The sequence below is a fragment of the Rhizobium phaseoli genome (assembly GCF_003985125.1).
In the GTDB taxonomy this organism is placed as follows: domain Bacteria; phylum Pseudomonadota; class Alphaproteobacteria; order Rhizobiales; family Rhizobiaceae; genus Rhizobium; species Rhizobium phaseoli.
Genome location: NZ_ML133568.1, coordinates 139176 through 155416 on the forward strand (window position 1 = coordinate 139176; position 16241 = coordinate 155416).

13 protein-coding genes are annotated in these 16241 nt (G+C 61.1%); 8 read left to right on the top strand and 5 right to left on the bottom strand.

The genetic code is table 11. The annotated features are described in order from the left end of the window. The first annotated feature begins 15 nt into the window (after positions 1–15). From arfA to EFD56_RS08625, 8 genes are all read left to right on the top strand, one after another. Positions 16–1524 carry an arabinosylfuranosidase ArfA gene (gene arfA, locus EFD56_RS08590; RefSeq protein ID WP_037145181.1) on the top strand — a complete coding sequence of 503 codons (1509 nt, stop codon included), beginning with the start codon at positions 16–18 and terminating at the stop codon, positions 1522–1524. 188 nt (positions 1525–1712) lie between these two features. After that, on the top strand, positions 1713–3617 hold the full coding sequence (locus tag EFD56_RS08595; protein ID WP_085744036.1) for an ABC transporter substrate-binding protein: 1905 nt from the start codon (positions 1713–1715) through the stop codon (positions 3615–3617). A 120-nt stretch (positions 3618–3737) separates the two neighbouring features. Beyond that, a complete protein-coding gene (locus tag EFD56_RS08600) occupies positions 3738–4742 on the top strand; it encodes an ABC transporter permease (RefSeq protein ID WP_004669682.1) in 1005 nt (334 codons plus the stop codon). A gap of 2 nt (positions 4743–4744) precedes the next feature. Then, entirely contained in the window at positions 4745–5602 is an 858-nt protein-coding gene (locus EFD56_RS08605) for an ABC transporter permease (RefSeq protein ID WP_004669683.1), read from the top strand. A gap of 1 nt (position 5603) precedes the next feature. Then, the gene (locus tag EFD56_RS08610) at positions 5604–6593 is read left to right on the top strand and encodes an ABC transporter ATP-binding protein (RefSeq protein ID WP_085744035.1); all 990 of its coding nucleotides are present in this window, start codon (positions 5604–5606) and stop codon (positions 6591–6593) included. Further along, positions 6590–7402, top strand: a complete 813-nt coding sequence (locus EFD56_RS08615; protein ID WP_037145167.1) for an ABC transporter ATP-binding protein — start codon at positions 6590–6592, stop codon at positions 7400–7402. Before EFD56_RS08610 ends, EFD56_RS08615 begins: the two co-directional genes overlap by 4 nt. Positions 7403–7513: 111 nt before the next feature. Further along, a complete protein-coding gene (locus tag EFD56_RS08620; protein ID WP_085744034.1) occupies positions 7514–8107 on the top strand; it encodes an ankyrin repeat domain-containing protein in 594 nt (197 codons plus the stop codon). Between the two features lie 13 nt (positions 8108–8120). Continuing rightward, a complete protein-coding gene (locus tag EFD56_RS08625) occupies positions 8121–8624 on the top strand; it encodes a YHS domain-containing (seleno)protein (RefSeq protein WP_183818231.1) in 504 nt (167 codons plus the stop codon). Between the two features lie 15 nt (positions 8625–8639). Here EFD56_RS08625 and EFD56_RS08630 read toward each other — a convergent pair whose 3' ends face one another. The 5 genes from EFD56_RS08630 to EFD56_RS08650 form a co-directional block, all read right to left on the bottom strand. Further along, a complete protein-coding gene (locus tag EFD56_RS08630; protein ID WP_126905061.1) occupies positions 8640–10802 on the bottom strand; it encodes an adenylate/guanylate cyclase domain-containing protein in 2163 nt (720 codons plus the stop codon). A gap of 131 nt (positions 10803–10933) precedes the next feature. Continuing rightward, positions 10934–12103 carry an FMNH2-dependent alkanesulfonate monooxygenase gene (gene ssuD, locus EFD56_RS08635; protein WP_126905062.1) on the bottom strand — a complete coding sequence of 390 codons (1170 nt, stop codon included), beginning with the start codon at positions 12101–12103 and terminating at the stop codon, positions 10934–10936. 61 nt (positions 12104–12164) lie between these two features. Beyond that, positions 12165–13427 carry an SfnB family sulfur acquisition oxidoreductase gene (locus tag EFD56_RS08640; protein WP_126905063.1) on the bottom strand — a complete coding sequence of 421 codons (1263 nt, stop codon included), beginning with the start codon at positions 13425–13427 and terminating at the stop codon, positions 12165–12167. A 7-nt stretch (positions 13428–13434) separates the two neighbouring features. Then, positions 13435–14703: an SfnB family sulfur acquisition oxidoreductase gene (locus EFD56_RS08645; protein ID WP_126905064.1), complete on the bottom strand. Its 1269-nt coding sequence runs from the start codon at positions 14701–14703 to the stop codon at positions 13435–13437. Positions 14704–14733: 30 nt separating this feature from the next. Next, positions 14734–16143 carry an LLM class flavin-dependent oxidoreductase gene (locus tag EFD56_RS08650; protein ID WP_126905065.1) on the bottom strand — a complete coding sequence of 470 codons (1410 nt, stop codon included), beginning with the start codon at positions 16141–16143 and terminating at the stop codon, positions 14734–14736. Between the last annotated feature and the right edge of the window lie 98 nt (positions 16144–16241).

Below are 16241 nucleotides of genomic sequence, written 5' to 3' on the forward strand. Positions count from 1 at the left end.
AAACGGGAGGATCCGTTGAAGACGAATGTCGTTGCCCACCGCGATTTCCGCATCGCGACCATTGATGCCAGGCTCTACAGCTCGTTTCTCGAGCATCTCGGCAGAGCGATCTACGGCGGCATCTATGAGCCCGGACATGCCACAGCCGACGAGGACGGATTTCGCCGCGACGTGCTCGATCTCGTCCGCGAGCTCGACACGCCCTACTGCCGTTACCCCGGCGGCAACTTCGTCTCGGCTTACAATTGGGAGGATGGCGTCGGCCCGCGTTCGGAGCGCCCGGTTCGCCTCGACCTTGCCTGGCGCACCCGTGAAGCCAACCAGATCGGCGTCAACGAATTCGTCGACTGGTGCAAGAAGGCCAATACCAAGCCGATGCTCGCCGTCAATCTCGGCTCCCGCGGTCTCGATGCCGCCCGCAACTTCCTGGAATATTGCAATCATCCCGGCGGCACCTACTGGTCGGATCTGCGCCGCAAGCACGGCTGGTCCAATCCGCACGATGTGAAATTGTGGTGCCTCGGCAACGAGATGGACGGCCCCTGGCAGGTCGGCCACAAGTCGGCCTATGAATACGGCCGGCTGGCCGACGAGACGGCCAAGGCGATGCGCGGCTTCGACAAGTCGCTCGAACTCGTGGTCTGCGGCTCGTCGAATTCCGACATGAAGACCTATCCCGATTGGGAAGCCCAAGTCCTCGAGCAGTGCTACGACAGCGCCGACTACATCTCGCTGCACATGTATTTCGCCAACCGCGAGAAGAATACGCTCAACTATCTCGCCCGGGCGACCAAGCTCGACCGCTATATCACCACGATCGGCGGCGTTATCGACTATATCAAGGCGAAGAAACGCTCGAAGAAGACGATCGGCATTTCCTTCGACGAATGGAACGTCTGGTACCATTCCAACCAGCAGGACAAGGAGATCCTGGCGCGCGACGAGTGGCCGGACGCGCCGCATCTGCTCGAAGACGTCTATAATTTCGAGGACGTGCTGCAGGTCGGCGGCATCTTGAACACCTTCATCCGCCGTTCCGACCGGGTGCGCATCGCCTGCATCGCCCAGCTCGTCAACGTCATTGCGCCTATCATGACCGAGGACGGCGGTGCTGCCTGGCGCCAGACGATCTATTATCCCTTCTACTACGCCTCCCGTTATGGCCGCGGCACAGCGCTGCAGCTCGTGGTCGACGGCCCGACCTATGACAGCGACGAGGAGAACGAGGTTCCTTATCTCGATGTTTCGGCCGTCCATTCCGAGGATGGCAGGACGCTCACCTTCTTTGCCGTCAACCGCCATCCCGATACGGCCCTCGATCTCGACGTGCGGCTGGAAGGCTTCGGCGGCGCCCGGCTGATCGAGCAGGTGGAGATGACCCATGGTAATCTCGAAGCCGTCAACACGGCACAGCGGCCGGAAACGGTCGTGCCTGCAAAGGTCGAGAGCGCCAAGATCGACGACGGACGTGTGCGGGCGGCGCTGAAACCGCTGTCCTACAACGTCATCCGGCTGTCTGTGTGACAGCTGCCGCCGGGATGCCGATCGGCCCCGGCTGAAAAATCGGCCCGCTGCGAGGAGGCAGACGGGCCGGAGCGATGGTTCGCCGAAGACTTTGCCCGCCAAGTGCTGAGGCTTTTGTGAACCGACAACCGCGACTTGCCCATGCGTGCCCATGCGGCCGCCGCTCGTCGCTTTCAAGGGAGGAGTTCATGCAAAAGTGGAAGAGGTTTGCGTTCGGCTTCGTGCTGGCCACGCTCGGTCTGACCGGTCTGGCCACCGCCGAGGACTACACCTCCTTGCCGCGCAAGGAGACGCTTATCGTCGAAAATCCGGAAGGGACGATCAAGAATCCCGGCTGGTTCAATATCTGGGTCAATGGCGGCGGCGGGGTATCGACCGGCCTGCAGCAGCTAACCATGGATACGCTCTGGTATATCGACCCCGAACAGGGGCTCGGCGGCGCGGCCTGGGACAATTCGCTCGCCGCCGACAAGCCGCAATATAATGCCGACTTCACCGAAATGACCGTGAAACTGCGCAAGGGGCTCTTCTGGAGCGACGGCGTCGAATTCACGGCCGACGACGTCGTTTATACCGTCAAGACCCAGATGGATCATCCCGGCATGGTCTGGAGTGCGGCCTTCTCGGTGCAGGTGGCAAGCGTCGAGGCGACCGATCCCCAGACCGTGGTGTTCAAGCTGAAGAAGCCGAATTCGCGCTTCCACGCCATCTTCACCGTGCGCTGGAACGGCGCCTGGATCATGCCGAAGCACGTCTTCGAGAAGGTGGAGGATCCGCTCCGCTATGATTTCGCCAACCCGGTCTCGCTCGGCGCCTACAAGCTGAAGGCTTACGACCCGCAGGGCAAATGGTATACCTGGGAGAAGCGCGACGATTGGCAGCGGACTTCGCTTGCCCGCTTCGGCGAGCCGGCCCCGAAATATGTCACCTATACCGATCCGGGCCCGCCGGATAAGCGGACGATCGCCCAGCTCGAGCACAATCTCGACATCATTCACGACAACACGCCGGAGGGCATGTTCACCCTCAAGGAGAAGTCGAAGACCATCGACACGTGGTTCCCGGGCTTCCCGTTCGCCCATCCAGATCCGACGCTACCGGCCGTCATCTTCAACACCCAGAATCCGCCCTTCGACAATGCCGACGTGCGCTGGGCGCTGGCGCTGCTGATCGACATCAAGGCGGTCGACATGGCGAGCTATCGCGGGGCAGCAACGCTGTCTGCGCTCGGCGTGCCGCCGACGGCGGCAACGATGAAAGACTATCAGGCGCCGATGCAGGATTGGCTGAAGGACTTCGAGATCGATACCGGCAAGAGCAAGATCAAGCCCTATGACCCGACAGTCGGGCAACAGATCGCCGATATCCTGCGTAAGCAGCCGAAGTTCAAGGACCAGATCCCGACAGATCCGGAAGCGATCAGCGGTGCCTTCGGCTATGGCTGGTGGAAACCGAATCCGAAAGCGGCCGGCGAACTTCTGGAAAAGGCAGGCTTCAAGAAATCCGGCGGCAAATGGCTGACCCCGGATGGCCAGCCCTTCAAGATCCGGATGACGGTCGAAGGCGACACGCGCTCGGTCTTCACCCGCGCCGGCACGCTGATTGCCCAGCAATGGGCGGCCTTCGGTATCGACGCGAAAGCCGTGCCCGCCGCGAAACTTTGGCAGACGGCGCTGCAGCCCGGCGATTTCCAGGTGGCGATCGCCTGGAGCGTCGAAACCTGGGGCGGCGATCCCGACCTCTCCTTCTTCCTCGACAGCTGGCACTCGCAGTTCGTGGCGAAGAAGGGTGACGTTCAGCCGCCGCGCAACTGGCAGCGCTGGTCCAATCCGGAGCTCGACAAGATCATCGAGAGCATCCGCGGCATCAGTGCCGATGATCCCAAGGGCATGGAGCTCGGCAAGGATTATCTGAAGCTGGTCGCCAAAGAAATGCCGACGATCCCGCTGATGTCCTATAACGTCTTCACCTCGATGGATACGACCTATTGGACCGGCTATCCGACGATCAAGGACCCCTATACGGATCCGGTGCCGAACTGGGCGAACTCGCGGCTGATGATGGTCAAGCTGAAGCCGGCTCAGCCGCAATAACCCTCCCAACGCCGGCGCGCAAGCCATCGCGCCGGCCCCCTCATCGACGGGCATGTGGCCTGAAACCGCCGCTGCTCGTCGATCCTTTCAAGAAGGGAAGCAGAGAGGTAACTCCGACTTATGACGTCCTATCTGATCTTTGTGCTGAAGCGGTTCGGTCAGTTTCTCCTCGTCGTATTCCTCGGCGTGACGATCACCTTCTTCGTCACCCACATGACCCCGATCGATCCGGTCGAAGAAAGCATAGGCGCCATCACGCAGATGGGTCAGTCCGATCCGAACGCGATCGAGCTGATGCGTCAGTCGCTGCGCGAGCTCTATGGAATGCAGGGTTCGATCTGGCAGCAATATGTGCATTTCTGGCTGCGGCTTGCGACCGGCGATCTCGGTCCCTCGCTCTCGGCCTTTCCGACCCCCGTTTCGACAATCATCCTGCGATCGCTCCCCTGGACGATCGGGCTGATGACGGTGTCGACGCTGATCACCTTCGTGCTCGGTAATGCGATCGGCGCGCTCGCCGGCTATTACCGCAAGGACATGGTGCTGAAGGCCGTCAGCCTCGTCTTCATCGCGCTGCTGCCCATTCCTTATTATATTCTCGCCTTCGTGCTGCTCATCGTCTTCGGCTTCATTTGGCCAGTGCTGCCGATCAATGGCGGCTATGAGATGAACGCCAATCTGGACCTCTCCTTCGCTCTCGTCGTCGATATTCTCAAACATTCGATCCTACCGGCCCTGTCGCTGATCCTTGTCGGCGCCGGCAGCTGGCTGATCGGCATGCGGGCGCTGGTTTCCAACATCATCACCGACGACTATGTAGTCTTTGCCGAGCTCGGCGGCGTGCCTAAGAGGAAGATCTTGCGCTCCTACATCGCCCGCAACGCCATGGTGCCGCAATTCACCGGGCTTGCCATGTCGCTCGGCGCGATTTTCAACGGCACCGTCATCACCGAGATCGTCTTCGGCTATCCCGGCATCGGCAATCTGCTGATCGAAGCGGTGCATGCCGGCGACTACAGCCTGGTGCTCGGCCTCAGCGCGCTGTCGATCGTCGGCGTCGCCGCCGCGGTCTTCATCATCGACGTGCTGAGCCCGCTCATCGATCCGCGCATCAAGGTGGAATAGCCATGTTTACCATCATTCGTGACCTCTCGCGCCACAACATGGAATTCCTCTGCGGCCTGCTGCTCTTTGCCGTCATCGTCGGCCTGGTGATCCTGTCCTATTTCTCGCCCTACGGGCCGACCGACATCTATCTGCTGCCGCCCGACATGCCGCCGGACGGCGAATATTGGCTGGGCACCACCTCACGTGGCCAGGATGTGTTCTGGCAGCTGACGACGGGGCTGCGCAACACGCTCTATTTCGGCATCGGCGTCGCCTTTCTCTCGCGCATCATCTCGCTGGTCGTCGGCCTGGTCGCCGGTTATGCCGGCGGGGCGGTCGACCGGGTGCTGATGGCGATCAACGACAGCGTCATGGTCATCCCGCAATTTCCGCTGCTGATCCTTTTCTATTTCGTGCTGAAGGACAACATGACCTGGGTGGCGCTGATCGTCATCATGGCCTCGCTCGGCTGGTCCTATGATGCGCGGCTGATCCGCTCCGTGGCGCTCGGCCTGAAGACCAGGCCGTTTACCACGCAGAGCGTCTATTCCGGCATGACCATGCGCAAGATCCTCGTCGAGGAGCACCTGCCCTATGTGCTGCCGATCGTCTTCGCCACGACGATGAACAACATGATCTGGTCGATCGGCATGGAGATCACCCTGTCGGTGCTCGGCTTCACCGATATCGAGACGCCGACCATGGGCATGATGATCTACTGGGCGAATGCGCATTCCGCGATGATATCAGGCATATGGTGGTGGGTCGCCGCCCCCGTCGCCGTCATCGTCATTCTCTTCCTGGCGCTGTTCCTGCTGTCCATGTCGATGAATGAATACAATGATCCGCGCAGCCGGCTCAACCGGATGGGAAGTTAGCATGGACCCTTTGGTCGAAATCGAGAATCTCAAAGCCTATTATCGCGCCTTCCTCTACGGCGTCGATCGCGAAGTGCGTGCCGTCGACGATATCAGCCTGACGATCGGCCGCGGCGAGGTCTATGGCGTCGCCGGAGAATCGAGCAGCGGCAAGACGACCCTGATCAAGACCATTGCCGGCGCCATCCGGCCGCCGCTGAGGGTCGTGTCGGGCAAGGTCAAATTCCATTTCGCCGGCGGCACCCAGGATATCTACGCGATGACGCCGGAAGAGCGCATGGCGCTGCGCTGGCGGCATCTGTCCTATATCATGCAGGGCTCGATGAACGTACTCAATCCGGTGCGCCGGATCCGCCATTCCTTCACCGACTTCGCCTTCCGCCATATGCAGGTCAGCAAGCCGGTCTTCTTTGAGAAGGTCGCCACCCATCTGCAGCGGCTGAAGCTCGATCCGCATCTGCTCGACGCTTATCCGCACGAACTCTCCGGCGGCATGCGCCAGCGCACGACCATTGCGCTCGCCACCATCCTGACGCCGGAATTCATCATCGCCGACGAGCCGACGACGGCGCTCGACGTCATCGTCCAGCGCGACGTGCTGCAGATGATCCGCGACATCCAACGCGAGATGGGCTCGTCCTTCCTGTTCGTCACCCATGACATGGGCGTCCACGCCACGGTTTCCGATCGTATCGGCATCGTCTATGCCGGGCGTCTCGTCGAGGAAGCGCCGACCGCCAAGCTCTTCAGCATGCCGCTCCACCCCTATACCCAGCATCTGGTCGGCAGCCTGCCGCGCATCGGCGATGCCTCGACGCGGCCATCGCTCGAGGGCCGTCCGCCGAACCTCGCCATGCCACCGGAAGGCTGCCGTTTCCATCCGCGCTGTCCGAAGCGGATGGATATCTGCTCGCAGAAGGTGCCGCCGCTCGTCACCGTCCAGCCTGGGCGGCGGGTGGCCTGTTTTGCAGTTACGGGAGATCAGCTTTGACGGCTCTGCTTCACCTCTCGAATGTCACGAAAATCTACCGCCAGGGCGGCATGCTCGGCCGGCGGCTGATCACGGCGGTCAAGGATGTCAGCTTCGAAGTCGGGGCGGAACCGGAGATCCTGTCGATCGTCGGCGAATCCGGCTCGGGCAAATCGACGATCGCGGCGATGATCCTGGGGCAGACCGAACCGACGGAAGGGCGGCTGGAATTTGCCGGCAAGACCGTCTCGATCCATAGCCGATCCGAACGCACGGCGTTCATGAAGGAGGTCCAGCCGGTGCTGCAGAACCCCTTCGAAGCCTTCAATCCGCTGAAACGGGTCGATCGCTACCTCTTCGAGACGGCCCGTAATTTCTCCGCCTCGGGAAAGCGACCGGACCGCAAAGAGGCCGAGCGCATGGCCGATGCCGCGCTCCATCATGTCGGCCTGACGCTGGAAGAGATAAAAGGCCGCTTTCCACACGAACTCTCCGGCGGCCAGCTCCAACGGGTCGCCATCGCCCGCGCGCTGATCCCGCAGCCCCGCCTGCTGGTTGCCGACGAGCCGGTCTCCATGGTCGATGCGTCGCTTCGCATGGCGATCGTCAACCTGTTCGGCCGCCTGAAAAACGAACTCGGCCTTTCGATCATCTACATCACCCACGACCTCGCCACCGCCTATTACATCAGCGACAACATCATCATCATGCGCAAGGGCGAAATCGTCGAACGCGGCCAGGCCCGCCCCGTGCTTGATAATCCGCAACACCCCTATTCGCGCGCGCTGAAGGATGCGGTGCTGGCGGCGGAGTTTGGTGAGGCGGTGTGAGTGGCTTGAAGCGGATATTTCGGTGGCGGCCGCCGCTGCAGCTGAAGCAGGCGCCAGGTAGCCTCCACGCCGACGGCGTGCTATTCTGTCGGTAAATATCAAGGTGAAGCTATGCGCCGGTTTCTTACATCGGTAGCGTTGTTTTTATCAGCGACCGCGGCGGCCGCGGGTGATCCCTTGTTCGATGCCGTTTCAGCAGGAAACACCGTTGCCGTAGAGCAATTTCTAGCTTCGGGTACCGATGTCAACAGCCGCACCCGCGATCAGGCAACACCACTCATCAACGCCGCGCTTGCAAAGCAACTGGCCGTTGCCGAGTTGTTAATAAAAAGAAATGCCGATGTCATGGCAAGGAATTCAGGCGGCTTTACGCCCCTTCACGCTGCGGCATTTTCGGGTAGCGTACCCATCAGCAAGCTGCTCCTAGACCACGGAGCAATTCTCGACGATGCGTCCAACAAAGCGGGTGTTACGCCGCTCATGGTTGCGGGCGAAGAGAACCATGTCCTCCTCGCGGAGTTTTTCCTCGCCAATGGGGCCGATGTCACCCACGCCGAGGTTCACGGCTACGCGCCGATCACGAGGGCTATGTGGAAAGGCAATTTCGATATCGTCCGCCTCTTCAAGCGACATGGTGTGTCGTGCCCTCCGGCCAGCGTTCTCGGCGCGGATAATTACGCTAAGTGCATGGAAATACACGAATAAACAGGAGACGCAAATGCATTCTGGAAACGGGACACAATGCATTGGTCGATCTTTGGCAGTGATCGGCCTAGCTGTCGCAGGCGCTGTCGGCGGATCGCCGGCCATGGCCAACGACTCGGTAAACACGGGGTACTTCGGTGGCGTCGCTATCATGGGATACGACACTGTCGCCTACTTTACCGAAGGCAAAGCGACGAAAGGTTCGGAAAAAATTTCCTACGAATGGATGGGGACTCCCTGGCATTTCGCAAATGCCAAACATCGCGAGATGTTTATGAGCGAACCGCTTAGATACGCGCCGCAATACGGCGGCTACTGCACGGGCGAGGTGAGTGGCGGGTCTGTCACGGTCAACATCGATCCGGAAGCCTTCAAGATCGTCGAAGGCAAGCTTTATCTGATGTATGACAAGGCGGATGCGGAGGACTTTGCCGCGCATCCGGCAGACACTGTTGCCAAGGCGGATGCCAGATGGGCGAAGGTCTCGGCCGATCTCGAACTCGATCAGTATCACTGACGGACTGGCAGGGCTCTATTGGGCAGGCGAAAAATAGAAAACCTTGGTCGAATTTACGTAAGCATAGCTGGTTTCGTCGGCCGGGTTTGGGTGTCTGTAGACCGGGCCGCAGTCGGGCCGGCCAAATGCGTTTTCACTTTGCTCGCAAAGCAGGTCTCCTTTGACAGAAACCTTCTCGGTCATCATCTGGGATGCCGAGCGGAATGCGGCCTTACCGTCCAGTTGGACTTGCATTAGCGCAGGGCTTTCGGACGGCTCGGTCTTTCCTCGCAGAAGCTTGCCTATGACTGTGGCCGCGATCTCGGCACCCTTCAACCGATTTTGCTCATTCCCCTGGAAACCAAACGGCCATTCCGGCAGTCCGGCCTTGCGCAACGCGTCCAGGATAAATGCCAAATCCTCGTCCCTGAAATGGGCATAGCCGAGCCGCCAGGAAGCGAGGCAGTCACGCCCCCCGAGAAGACGTTCAGCCTCGGCGACAGTCGCTCGAGCCTCATCCATGCGACCGACACGGACATAGGCCATGGCGAGAGCGGTAACGAACTCGCCGTTGCCTTGGGAGCCATAGCCCGCGCGTTTGAAACTGTCTATTGCCCTCTCGTAGTCACGTTGCAGATAAAAAATCATGCCAGCCGTATATCGGTCGACAGCGGAGGGGTTCGGATCGATCCTGAGCGCCTTCTCGACAGCCGCAGCGGCATCGGCGTGATTGCCCGATATCAATTGAACATATGCAGCCGCCATATGGGCTTCAGCGTCGGCGGGGCCGACTGACACGGCCTTCTGCGCGGAGGCGATCGCCTGCTCGTAACGTCGGTCCACGACCTGCATGATAGCGAGGACCGCATAAGGCGACGGCAGTTCGGGATCGAGGGCGAGTGCGCGACTTGCCTTATCGTAGGCTCTTTTTCGCGCCAGTGCACTCTGGAGGACGTCATCATACGCGCTTCGCCAGACATAGGCCGTCGCGTGCGCATCGGACGCGAAGGCTTCGGCAAAGCCGCTATCGAGTTCCTCCGCCTTCTCAAACAGCGCCAATGCCTCCAGCATCCGAGAACGGCGTCCGGTACGGGCCGCCTGCTCGGCACGCAGATAATAGTCATATGCCTCGAGATTGGCGGTCGGCGGGCGGGCAATTCGCTCTGCTTCGGACGGGGAGAGTTCCAGACCGAGCGCATTAGCGATCTGGCGGCTCATCGAATCCTGCACAGCAAACACGTCGGCGCCGCTGCGATCAAACCGATTGGCCCACAGATGGTCGCCGCTCTCGGTGTCGACCAGTTGCGCGTTGACGCGCATCAGGTCGCCCATTCGCTGCACACTGCCCTCCACGATATAACGCACGCCGAGATCACGGCGTATGTCCGCCAGCACGTGAGGTTTATCCTTGTAGGCAAAGACGGAATTTTCGGAAATGACATCAAATTTCGACAACCTGGCGAGATCTGTAATCAGGTTGTCGGTAATGCCATCGGCGAAATAATCCTGGGTTTGGTCACTCAAATTGGCGAAGGGCAGGACCGCGATCGATGCGCGTTGTTTATGCGGCCATTGCCATGCGAAGACTGTCGCACTGGCGGCGATCAATAATCCTGCCAGCGCCAACAGCGCCATACTCCGGGGCCTTGCCCGAGGGGAGAAGACGACTTTGCCGGTGTGGGCTGGGTCGAGCAGGACGCAATACACGCGAACCGGGTCCGCTATGTTTTTCAGTCGATGTTCGCCGAGTGCCGAGAAACCGACATCGACCTTGTGCGCGACGTGGTCGAATGCGGTACCGGAGATGAAAATTCCGCCAGGTTCGGCAATCGCTTGCAGACGGGCGGCAATGTTGACGCCGTCGCCATAGATGTCATCGCCTTCAACAATAATGTCGCCGAGATTGATCCCGATGCGAAACCGAATGCGCTGTTCCGCAGGAAGTCCCGGGTCTCTGCCGGACATTCCCCGCTGGATTACGGCCGCGCATTGAACCGCGTCCACAACGCTAGCAAACTCGACCAGCGCCCCGTCACCCATGAGTTTGATGATCCGGCCATGGTGCTCTTCGATGGCGGAATCGACCAGCTCCCGACGGCAGGCCTTCAACCGCTCAAGCGTGCCGCCCTCATCCGCGCCCATGAGACGACTATAGCCTACCACGTCCGCGGAAAGTATCGCGGCGAGACGCCTCTCCATTTCTCAGCCCACCCTTTCGATACAGGGAGCTGGACATCTTACCACGCCCGAGGGCGCGCTGGCACCGGACTCGGGTTTTTATCGGCAGGCGTTGCGGCCCTTTGAGACAGGAGGCGTTCGTCGGTAATTCCTCAGGAGGCGGATGCAATCTTCACATTCCCGCCATGTCCGCCTCCCCCGAAGACCCGGCGCTCGCCGAAGGAGGAGCGGATTTGCCCATGGGGGCCGGGCAGGCCGATTTCGGGGAAGAGCAACTCGGAAACCCGGTAGGCTTCTTCCAGATGCGGATAGCCGGAGGCGATGACGGTATCGATTCCGAGCGCCTGATATTCCCTCAAACGTTCCGCGATCGTCTTCGGAGATCCGACCAGTGCGGTTCCCGCGCCCGTGCGGACGAGACCGATCCCCGCCCAGAGATTGGGAGAGACTTCAAGCTTGTCGCGGCGCCCCTGATGCAGGGCAACCATGCGCGCCTGGCCGACCGAATCCGAGCTCTTGGCGAACACCTCCTGCGCTGCGGCAATCGTTTCGTCGGAAAGCTTGGAAATCAGCCGGTCGGCGGCAGCCCAGGCCTCTTCATCGGTCTCGCGAACGATGAAGTGAAGACGGATGCCGAAGGTGACGTTCTTGCCCTGCGCCGCGGCGGCCTTGCGGACCTTGGCTATCTTTTCTGCCACCTGCGTCGGAGGTTCGCCCCAGGTCAGGTATTTGTCGGTGATGCCGCCGGAAAAGGCGATCGCAGCGTCGGACGATCCGCCGAAATAGAGCGGAGGACGCGGTTCCTGTACGGGCGGCAGACCAAGTCTCGCATCGATGGCCTTGATATACTTGCCGTCGAGGTTGGCCTTACCGGTCTCGACCAGCGAGTTGAATACCTGAAAGAACTCGCCGGCATGATCGTAGCGTTCGTCATGCGGCAGGAAAATGCCGTCACCGGCGAGCTCCTGGACGCTGCCTCCGACCACGATGTTAATCAGCAGGCGGCCGTTGGAAACGCGGTCGAGCGTCGCGGCGAGGCGCGCATAATAGGCCGGCGATGCCGTGCCCGGCCGAATGGCCACCAGAAATTTCAGTCGCTCGGTATGGGCGGCGAGATCCGCGGCCAGAATGAAGGATTCTTCGCACGCCGCACCCGTCGGGATAAGCACGCCGGAATATCCCAGCCGGTCGGCAGCCTTCGCGATCTCGCGGAAATAGCCGGGATCTGCCGGGCGACTGAGATCGTCCGACCCCAGATACTGACCGTCACCGGACGAGGGGATGAACCAAAGAAAGTCGAGAGGCTTGTCGATTGCCATCATTCCATTCCTGTCAAAGCGGGAGCCGTTGCAGATTGCCGCGAGATTGTGAAATTCCAAAAAATCAGAGAGCGCCGTGCCGCGGGGGCAGGATGCCGTTCAGATAGAAGTTTCCGATATGGTGGTATTTCCAGCGCACCGGATCATGCAGCGAATGCGTCCGGGCATTGCGCCAGAAGCGGTCGAGCCCATAGCTTTCGAGCGTCGAACGCGCACCGCCGAACTCGATAAGCTTGGTGGCGGCAAGCTGCGCCACCTCCGTCCCGAGCGCCTTGACCTCCGCGACGGCGATCGATGCCTGCGCTACGCTCGCCGCCGTCGGTTCTGCGGTGGCGCGGTCGACAATGCGGCCCGCCCTTGCAAGCAGCGCATCGGCCGCATGCACTCTGATCGCCACGTCGCCGACGCCGTGTATGGTGTGCGGATCCTCATAACCGTGCTCGATCGCCAGTTCAAAAAATGGCCGAGCATGGGCCCGAACATAGGAAATCGTTTCGGCGAGCGCCCCGCGCGCGATGCCGACCTGCACGGCGGCATGGATGATCTGCGCGAAAGGACCCATCGGCGTCGGCAGTTCGAAGCTTCCATCATGGTCGACGATCTGGAACGGCGTCACCTCGACGTCGTCGAAGGTCACGGTGCCGCTGCCCGTCGAACGCTGGCCGAAGGACGACCAGTCGTCGACGAATTCGAGCCCCGGAGTCGCCCGGTCGAGGAAGACCAGATGGACGCGGCCGTTCGGTCCCTTCGCCACGGCGACGACGATATGGGCGAAGAGGGAGCCGGTCGCGTAAAACTTCTGCCCGTTCAGGTAGAGCTTTCCGTTGCGATCGGCGAAATGCGTCCTGAAGTCGACCGGCGTCTTCGTGCCGATCTCGGTGAAGGCATTGCCAAGGCGGTCACCTTCCAGCGCGCGCCGGAAATAGTGCTGCTTCTGCTCCTCGCTGCCATTCAGCCGCAGCGCCTCCAGCATGTAGAAATGGTTCTGCGGGATCTGCCCGATCGAGGAATCCGCAGCCGAGATGATGGCGGTGACCTCGGCCAGCGTCACCGCCGAGACGCCGGCGCCGCCATAGGCTTTCGGGATGCCGATCGCCCAGAGACCGCTCTGCGAAAAGCGGTCGATCTCGGCGAGCGGAAGGCGTCTCTCGCGGTCCCGTTGGGCGGCACCGGCCGCAAATTCAAGCGCAAGGTCCTTGGCGATCCGGATGGCCTCCGCATCGTCGCGGATGACATGGGCCAGGCGCCGACGCGGGGCGATGTGCGGCGCAGGACGGCCGGCGGTGAGCGCGGCCTCCCGGTGCAGCTTGCGATCATTCGTGCTCATCTTGGGCTCAGTTCCAGGCGTGGCGCGGCGGATGGACGCCGTTCAGATAATAATTGCCGACGTGGTAGTATTTCCAGCGCACGGGATCATGCAGCGTATGGACGCGGGCATTGCGCCAGTGGCGGTCGAGTCCATGCTCAGCGAGGGTCGAGCGCGTTCCCGCAAGTTCGAACAGTTTGTTCGTCGACAGGATCGCAATTTCCGTGGTCAGAACCTTGGATTCGCCTGTCTTGATCGTCGCCTCCGAGACCGTCTCCAGCGTCGGATTGGCGCGCGCTGTGTCGATGGCGTGGCCGGCGATCTCGAGCAGCGCTTCGGCCGCATGCAGCTTGATCTTCAGGTCGCCGATCTGGGCGATGGTGAAGAGGTCTTCGCCGGCCGTCGCCTTGCCGCTGTCGATCCAGGGGCGGCTATATTTGCCGACGAACTCGATCGTGTCGTCGATCGTGCCCCGGGCGATGCCGACATCGATCGCCGACTGGATGATCTGCGAGACGGGGCCGCCCACCGTCGGATGGTCGAAAGAAGTGACCTTCAGCGCCCGCGCCTTCGGCACGCGCACATTTTCGATCTTGACCGAACCCGACGCAGTGGTGCGCTGGCCGAAGCTCGACCAGTTGTTGGTGACGGTGAGACCCGGGGCATCGCGGTCGGCAAAGACGAGATAGCCCTGGCCGGTCTCGTCGACACCGACGATCGGCACGATATGGGCAAGCAGCGCGCCGGTCGTGTAGAATTTCTCGCCGTCGACGATCACCTCGTCGCCCTCATGAACGACCTTGGTCTCGAAATCGGCGACGGTCTTGCTCTTCAGCTCGGAGAAGGCATTGCCGTATCGGATCCCTTCGAGCGCCCAGCCGAAGAACAGTTTCTTCTGCTCTTCCGTGCCGTCGAGATCGACGGTCGCGACGATCGCCAGATGGTTCTGGGTGATCTGCGCGATGGCCGGATCGGCTGCAGCGATGATGGCGATCACCTTTGCAAGCGTGGCATAGGAGACTTCCGGACCACCATAGGCTTTCGGTACGTTGATGCTCCAGAGACCGCTCTGCGAATAGGCGTCGAGCTCGGCGACCGGCAGCAGTCCCTCACGGTCACGCAGGGCGGCCCCGACCTTGAAGCTCGCGGCCAGCGTCTCGGCGATCTGGATCGCCTCCTCGTCACTCCCGATCACATGCGCCGGCTTGACCGGGCGCGGACGGGGCGTGAAGGGATCGGTGGAATTGACGCGCGGATGGACGCTGTAATCGATCTTGGTGTCGGTGATGCTTCCCATGGGAAAACCTCGTCGGGTTGGATTGAAATTTCAGCTGGCATTGGCAAGCGTAATCGCCTGGTTGCGTTTGAAGGCCTCGATGTCGCGGTAACGGTCGGCCGGATGCGCCTTGGGCAGATAAGGCCCCTCGCCGAACAGCTTCTGCCGCAGCGTGCCGGGGCGATAGCCGGTCGGATAGACGCCGCGCGTCTGCAGTTCCGGCACCAGATAGCCAACGATATCCTCGAAGCTCTCGGGCGTTACGGCATAAGCAAGGTTGAAGCCGTCGACGTCGGTCTCGTCGACCCAGGCCTGGAGCTCGTCGGCAACGGTGGAGGGCGATCCCACGACCACCGGTCCCATGCCGCCGATACCGCCCCATTCGGCCAGCTCCCTGATCGTCCAGCGCTTATTCGGATCGCCTTCCGACAGGCTCTCGATCGCCGAATGGATGGCGTTGGTCTCGACCTTGCGCACGAGGTCATCCGGCGCGTAGCGGGAAAAGTCGACGCCGGTCCAGCCGGACATGAAGACCAGCGAACCATCATAGGAAACGTAGTCGAGATAGTCGCGGAATTTGGCGCGCGCCTTCTCATCGGTCTCGTCCACGATGACCGTCATCAGATTGTAGATGCGGAACTTCGACGCATCGCGCCCAACGGTCGCCGCCCGCACCCGGACATCGCGCACATAGTTCTTCAGGATCGTCCTGGTCTGTGCCGCGACAAAGACGCATTCCGCATGCTCCGCCGCGAATTGCTTGCCCGGGCCGGAAGCGCCGGCCTGGTAGAGCACCGGGGTCCGCTGCGGCGACGGCTCGGTCAGTGCGTATCCCGGCACTTCGAAGAAACGGCCCTTGTGGCCGATCTCGTGCACCTTCGAGGGATCGGTGAAGATGCGCTTCTCGCGGTCGCGCAGCACGGCACCTTCTTCCCAGGACCCCTCAAGGAGCTTGTAGATGACCTCCAGATATTCGCCCGCCACTTCGTAGCGGTTGTCATGCGCGCGCAATCCGCCTTGCCCGATATTCTTGGCGCCGCTCTCCAGATAGGAGGTCACGATATTCCAGCCGACGCGCCCCTTTGTCAGGTGGTCGGCGGTGGCCAGACGCCGCGCGAAGGGATAGGGGTGCTCGAACGAGATGGAAGCGGTGATGCCGATGCCGAGATGTTCGGTGGCGAGTGCAATCGGCGCCGCGAGCTGGATCGGATCATTGACCGGAATCTGCGCCGCCTGATGGATGGCGTGGTAGTTGTTGGCCTTGTAGACGTCGTAATAGCCAATCACGTCGGCGATGAAGATGCCATCGAAGACTCCCTTTTCGAGCGTCCTGGCAAGATCCTGCCAGTAGTCCAGATCCTTGTATTTCCAGGATTTGTCACGGGGATGGGCCCAAAGGCCGGGCGACTGGTGGCCGACGCAGTTCATGTCGAAGGCGTTGAAGTGTATCTGCTTGGTCATTCCTCGATCCCATCCGGATTTCAGGCGTGGTCCCTGAAGCATCCTGATGCGGCGCCTATTTAACAGTTATTATATGTTTTTTATGTACTATTTCGGGG

Excerpts from the sequence above, each read along its gene's own strand:
- EFD56_RS08605 (WP_004669683.1), top strand. The coding sequence starts at position 4,745 with ATGTTTACCATCATTCGTGACCTCTCGCGCCACAACATGGAATTCCTC.
- EFD56_RS08595 (WP_085744036.1), top strand. The coding sequence starts at position 1,713 with ATGCAAAAGTGGAAGAGGTTTGCGTTCGGCTTCGTGCTGGCCACGCTC.
- EFD56_RS08600 (WP_004669682.1), top strand. The coding sequence starts at position 3,738 with ATGACGTCCTATCTGATCTTTGTGCTGAAGCGGTTCGGTCAGTTTCTC.
- EFD56_RS08625 (WP_183818231.1), top strand. The coding sequence starts at position 8,121 with ATGCATTCTGGAAACGGGACACAATGCATTGGTCGATCTTTGGCAGTG.
- EFD56_RS08640 (WP_126905063.1), bottom strand. The coding sequence starts at position 13,427 with ATGAGCACGAATGATCGCAAGCTGCACCGGGAGGCCGCGCTCACCGCC.
- ssuD (WP_126905062.1), bottom strand. The coding sequence starts at position 12,103 with ATGATGGCAATCGACAAGCCTCTCGACTTTCTTTGGTTCATCCCCTCG.
- EFD56_RS08650 (WP_126905065.1), bottom strand. The coding sequence starts at position 16,143 with ATGACCAAGCAGATACACTTCAACGCCTTCGACATGAACTGCGTCGGC.
- EFD56_RS08645 (WP_126905064.1), bottom strand. The coding sequence starts at position 14,703 with ATGGGAAGCATCACCGACACCAAGATCGATTACAGCGTCCATCCGCGC.
- EFD56_RS08620 (WP_085744034.1), top strand. The coding sequence starts at position 7,514 with ATGCGCCGGTTTCTTACATCGGTAGCGTTGTTTTTATCAGCGACCGCG.
- EFD56_RS08610 (WP_085744035.1), top strand. The coding sequence starts at position 5,604 with ATGGACCCTTTGGTCGAAATCGAGAATCTCAAAGCCTATTATCGCGCC.
- EFD56_RS08630 (WP_126905061.1), bottom strand. The coding sequence starts at position 10,802 with ATGGAGAGGCGTCTCGCCGCGATACTTTCCGCGGACGTGGTAGGCTAT.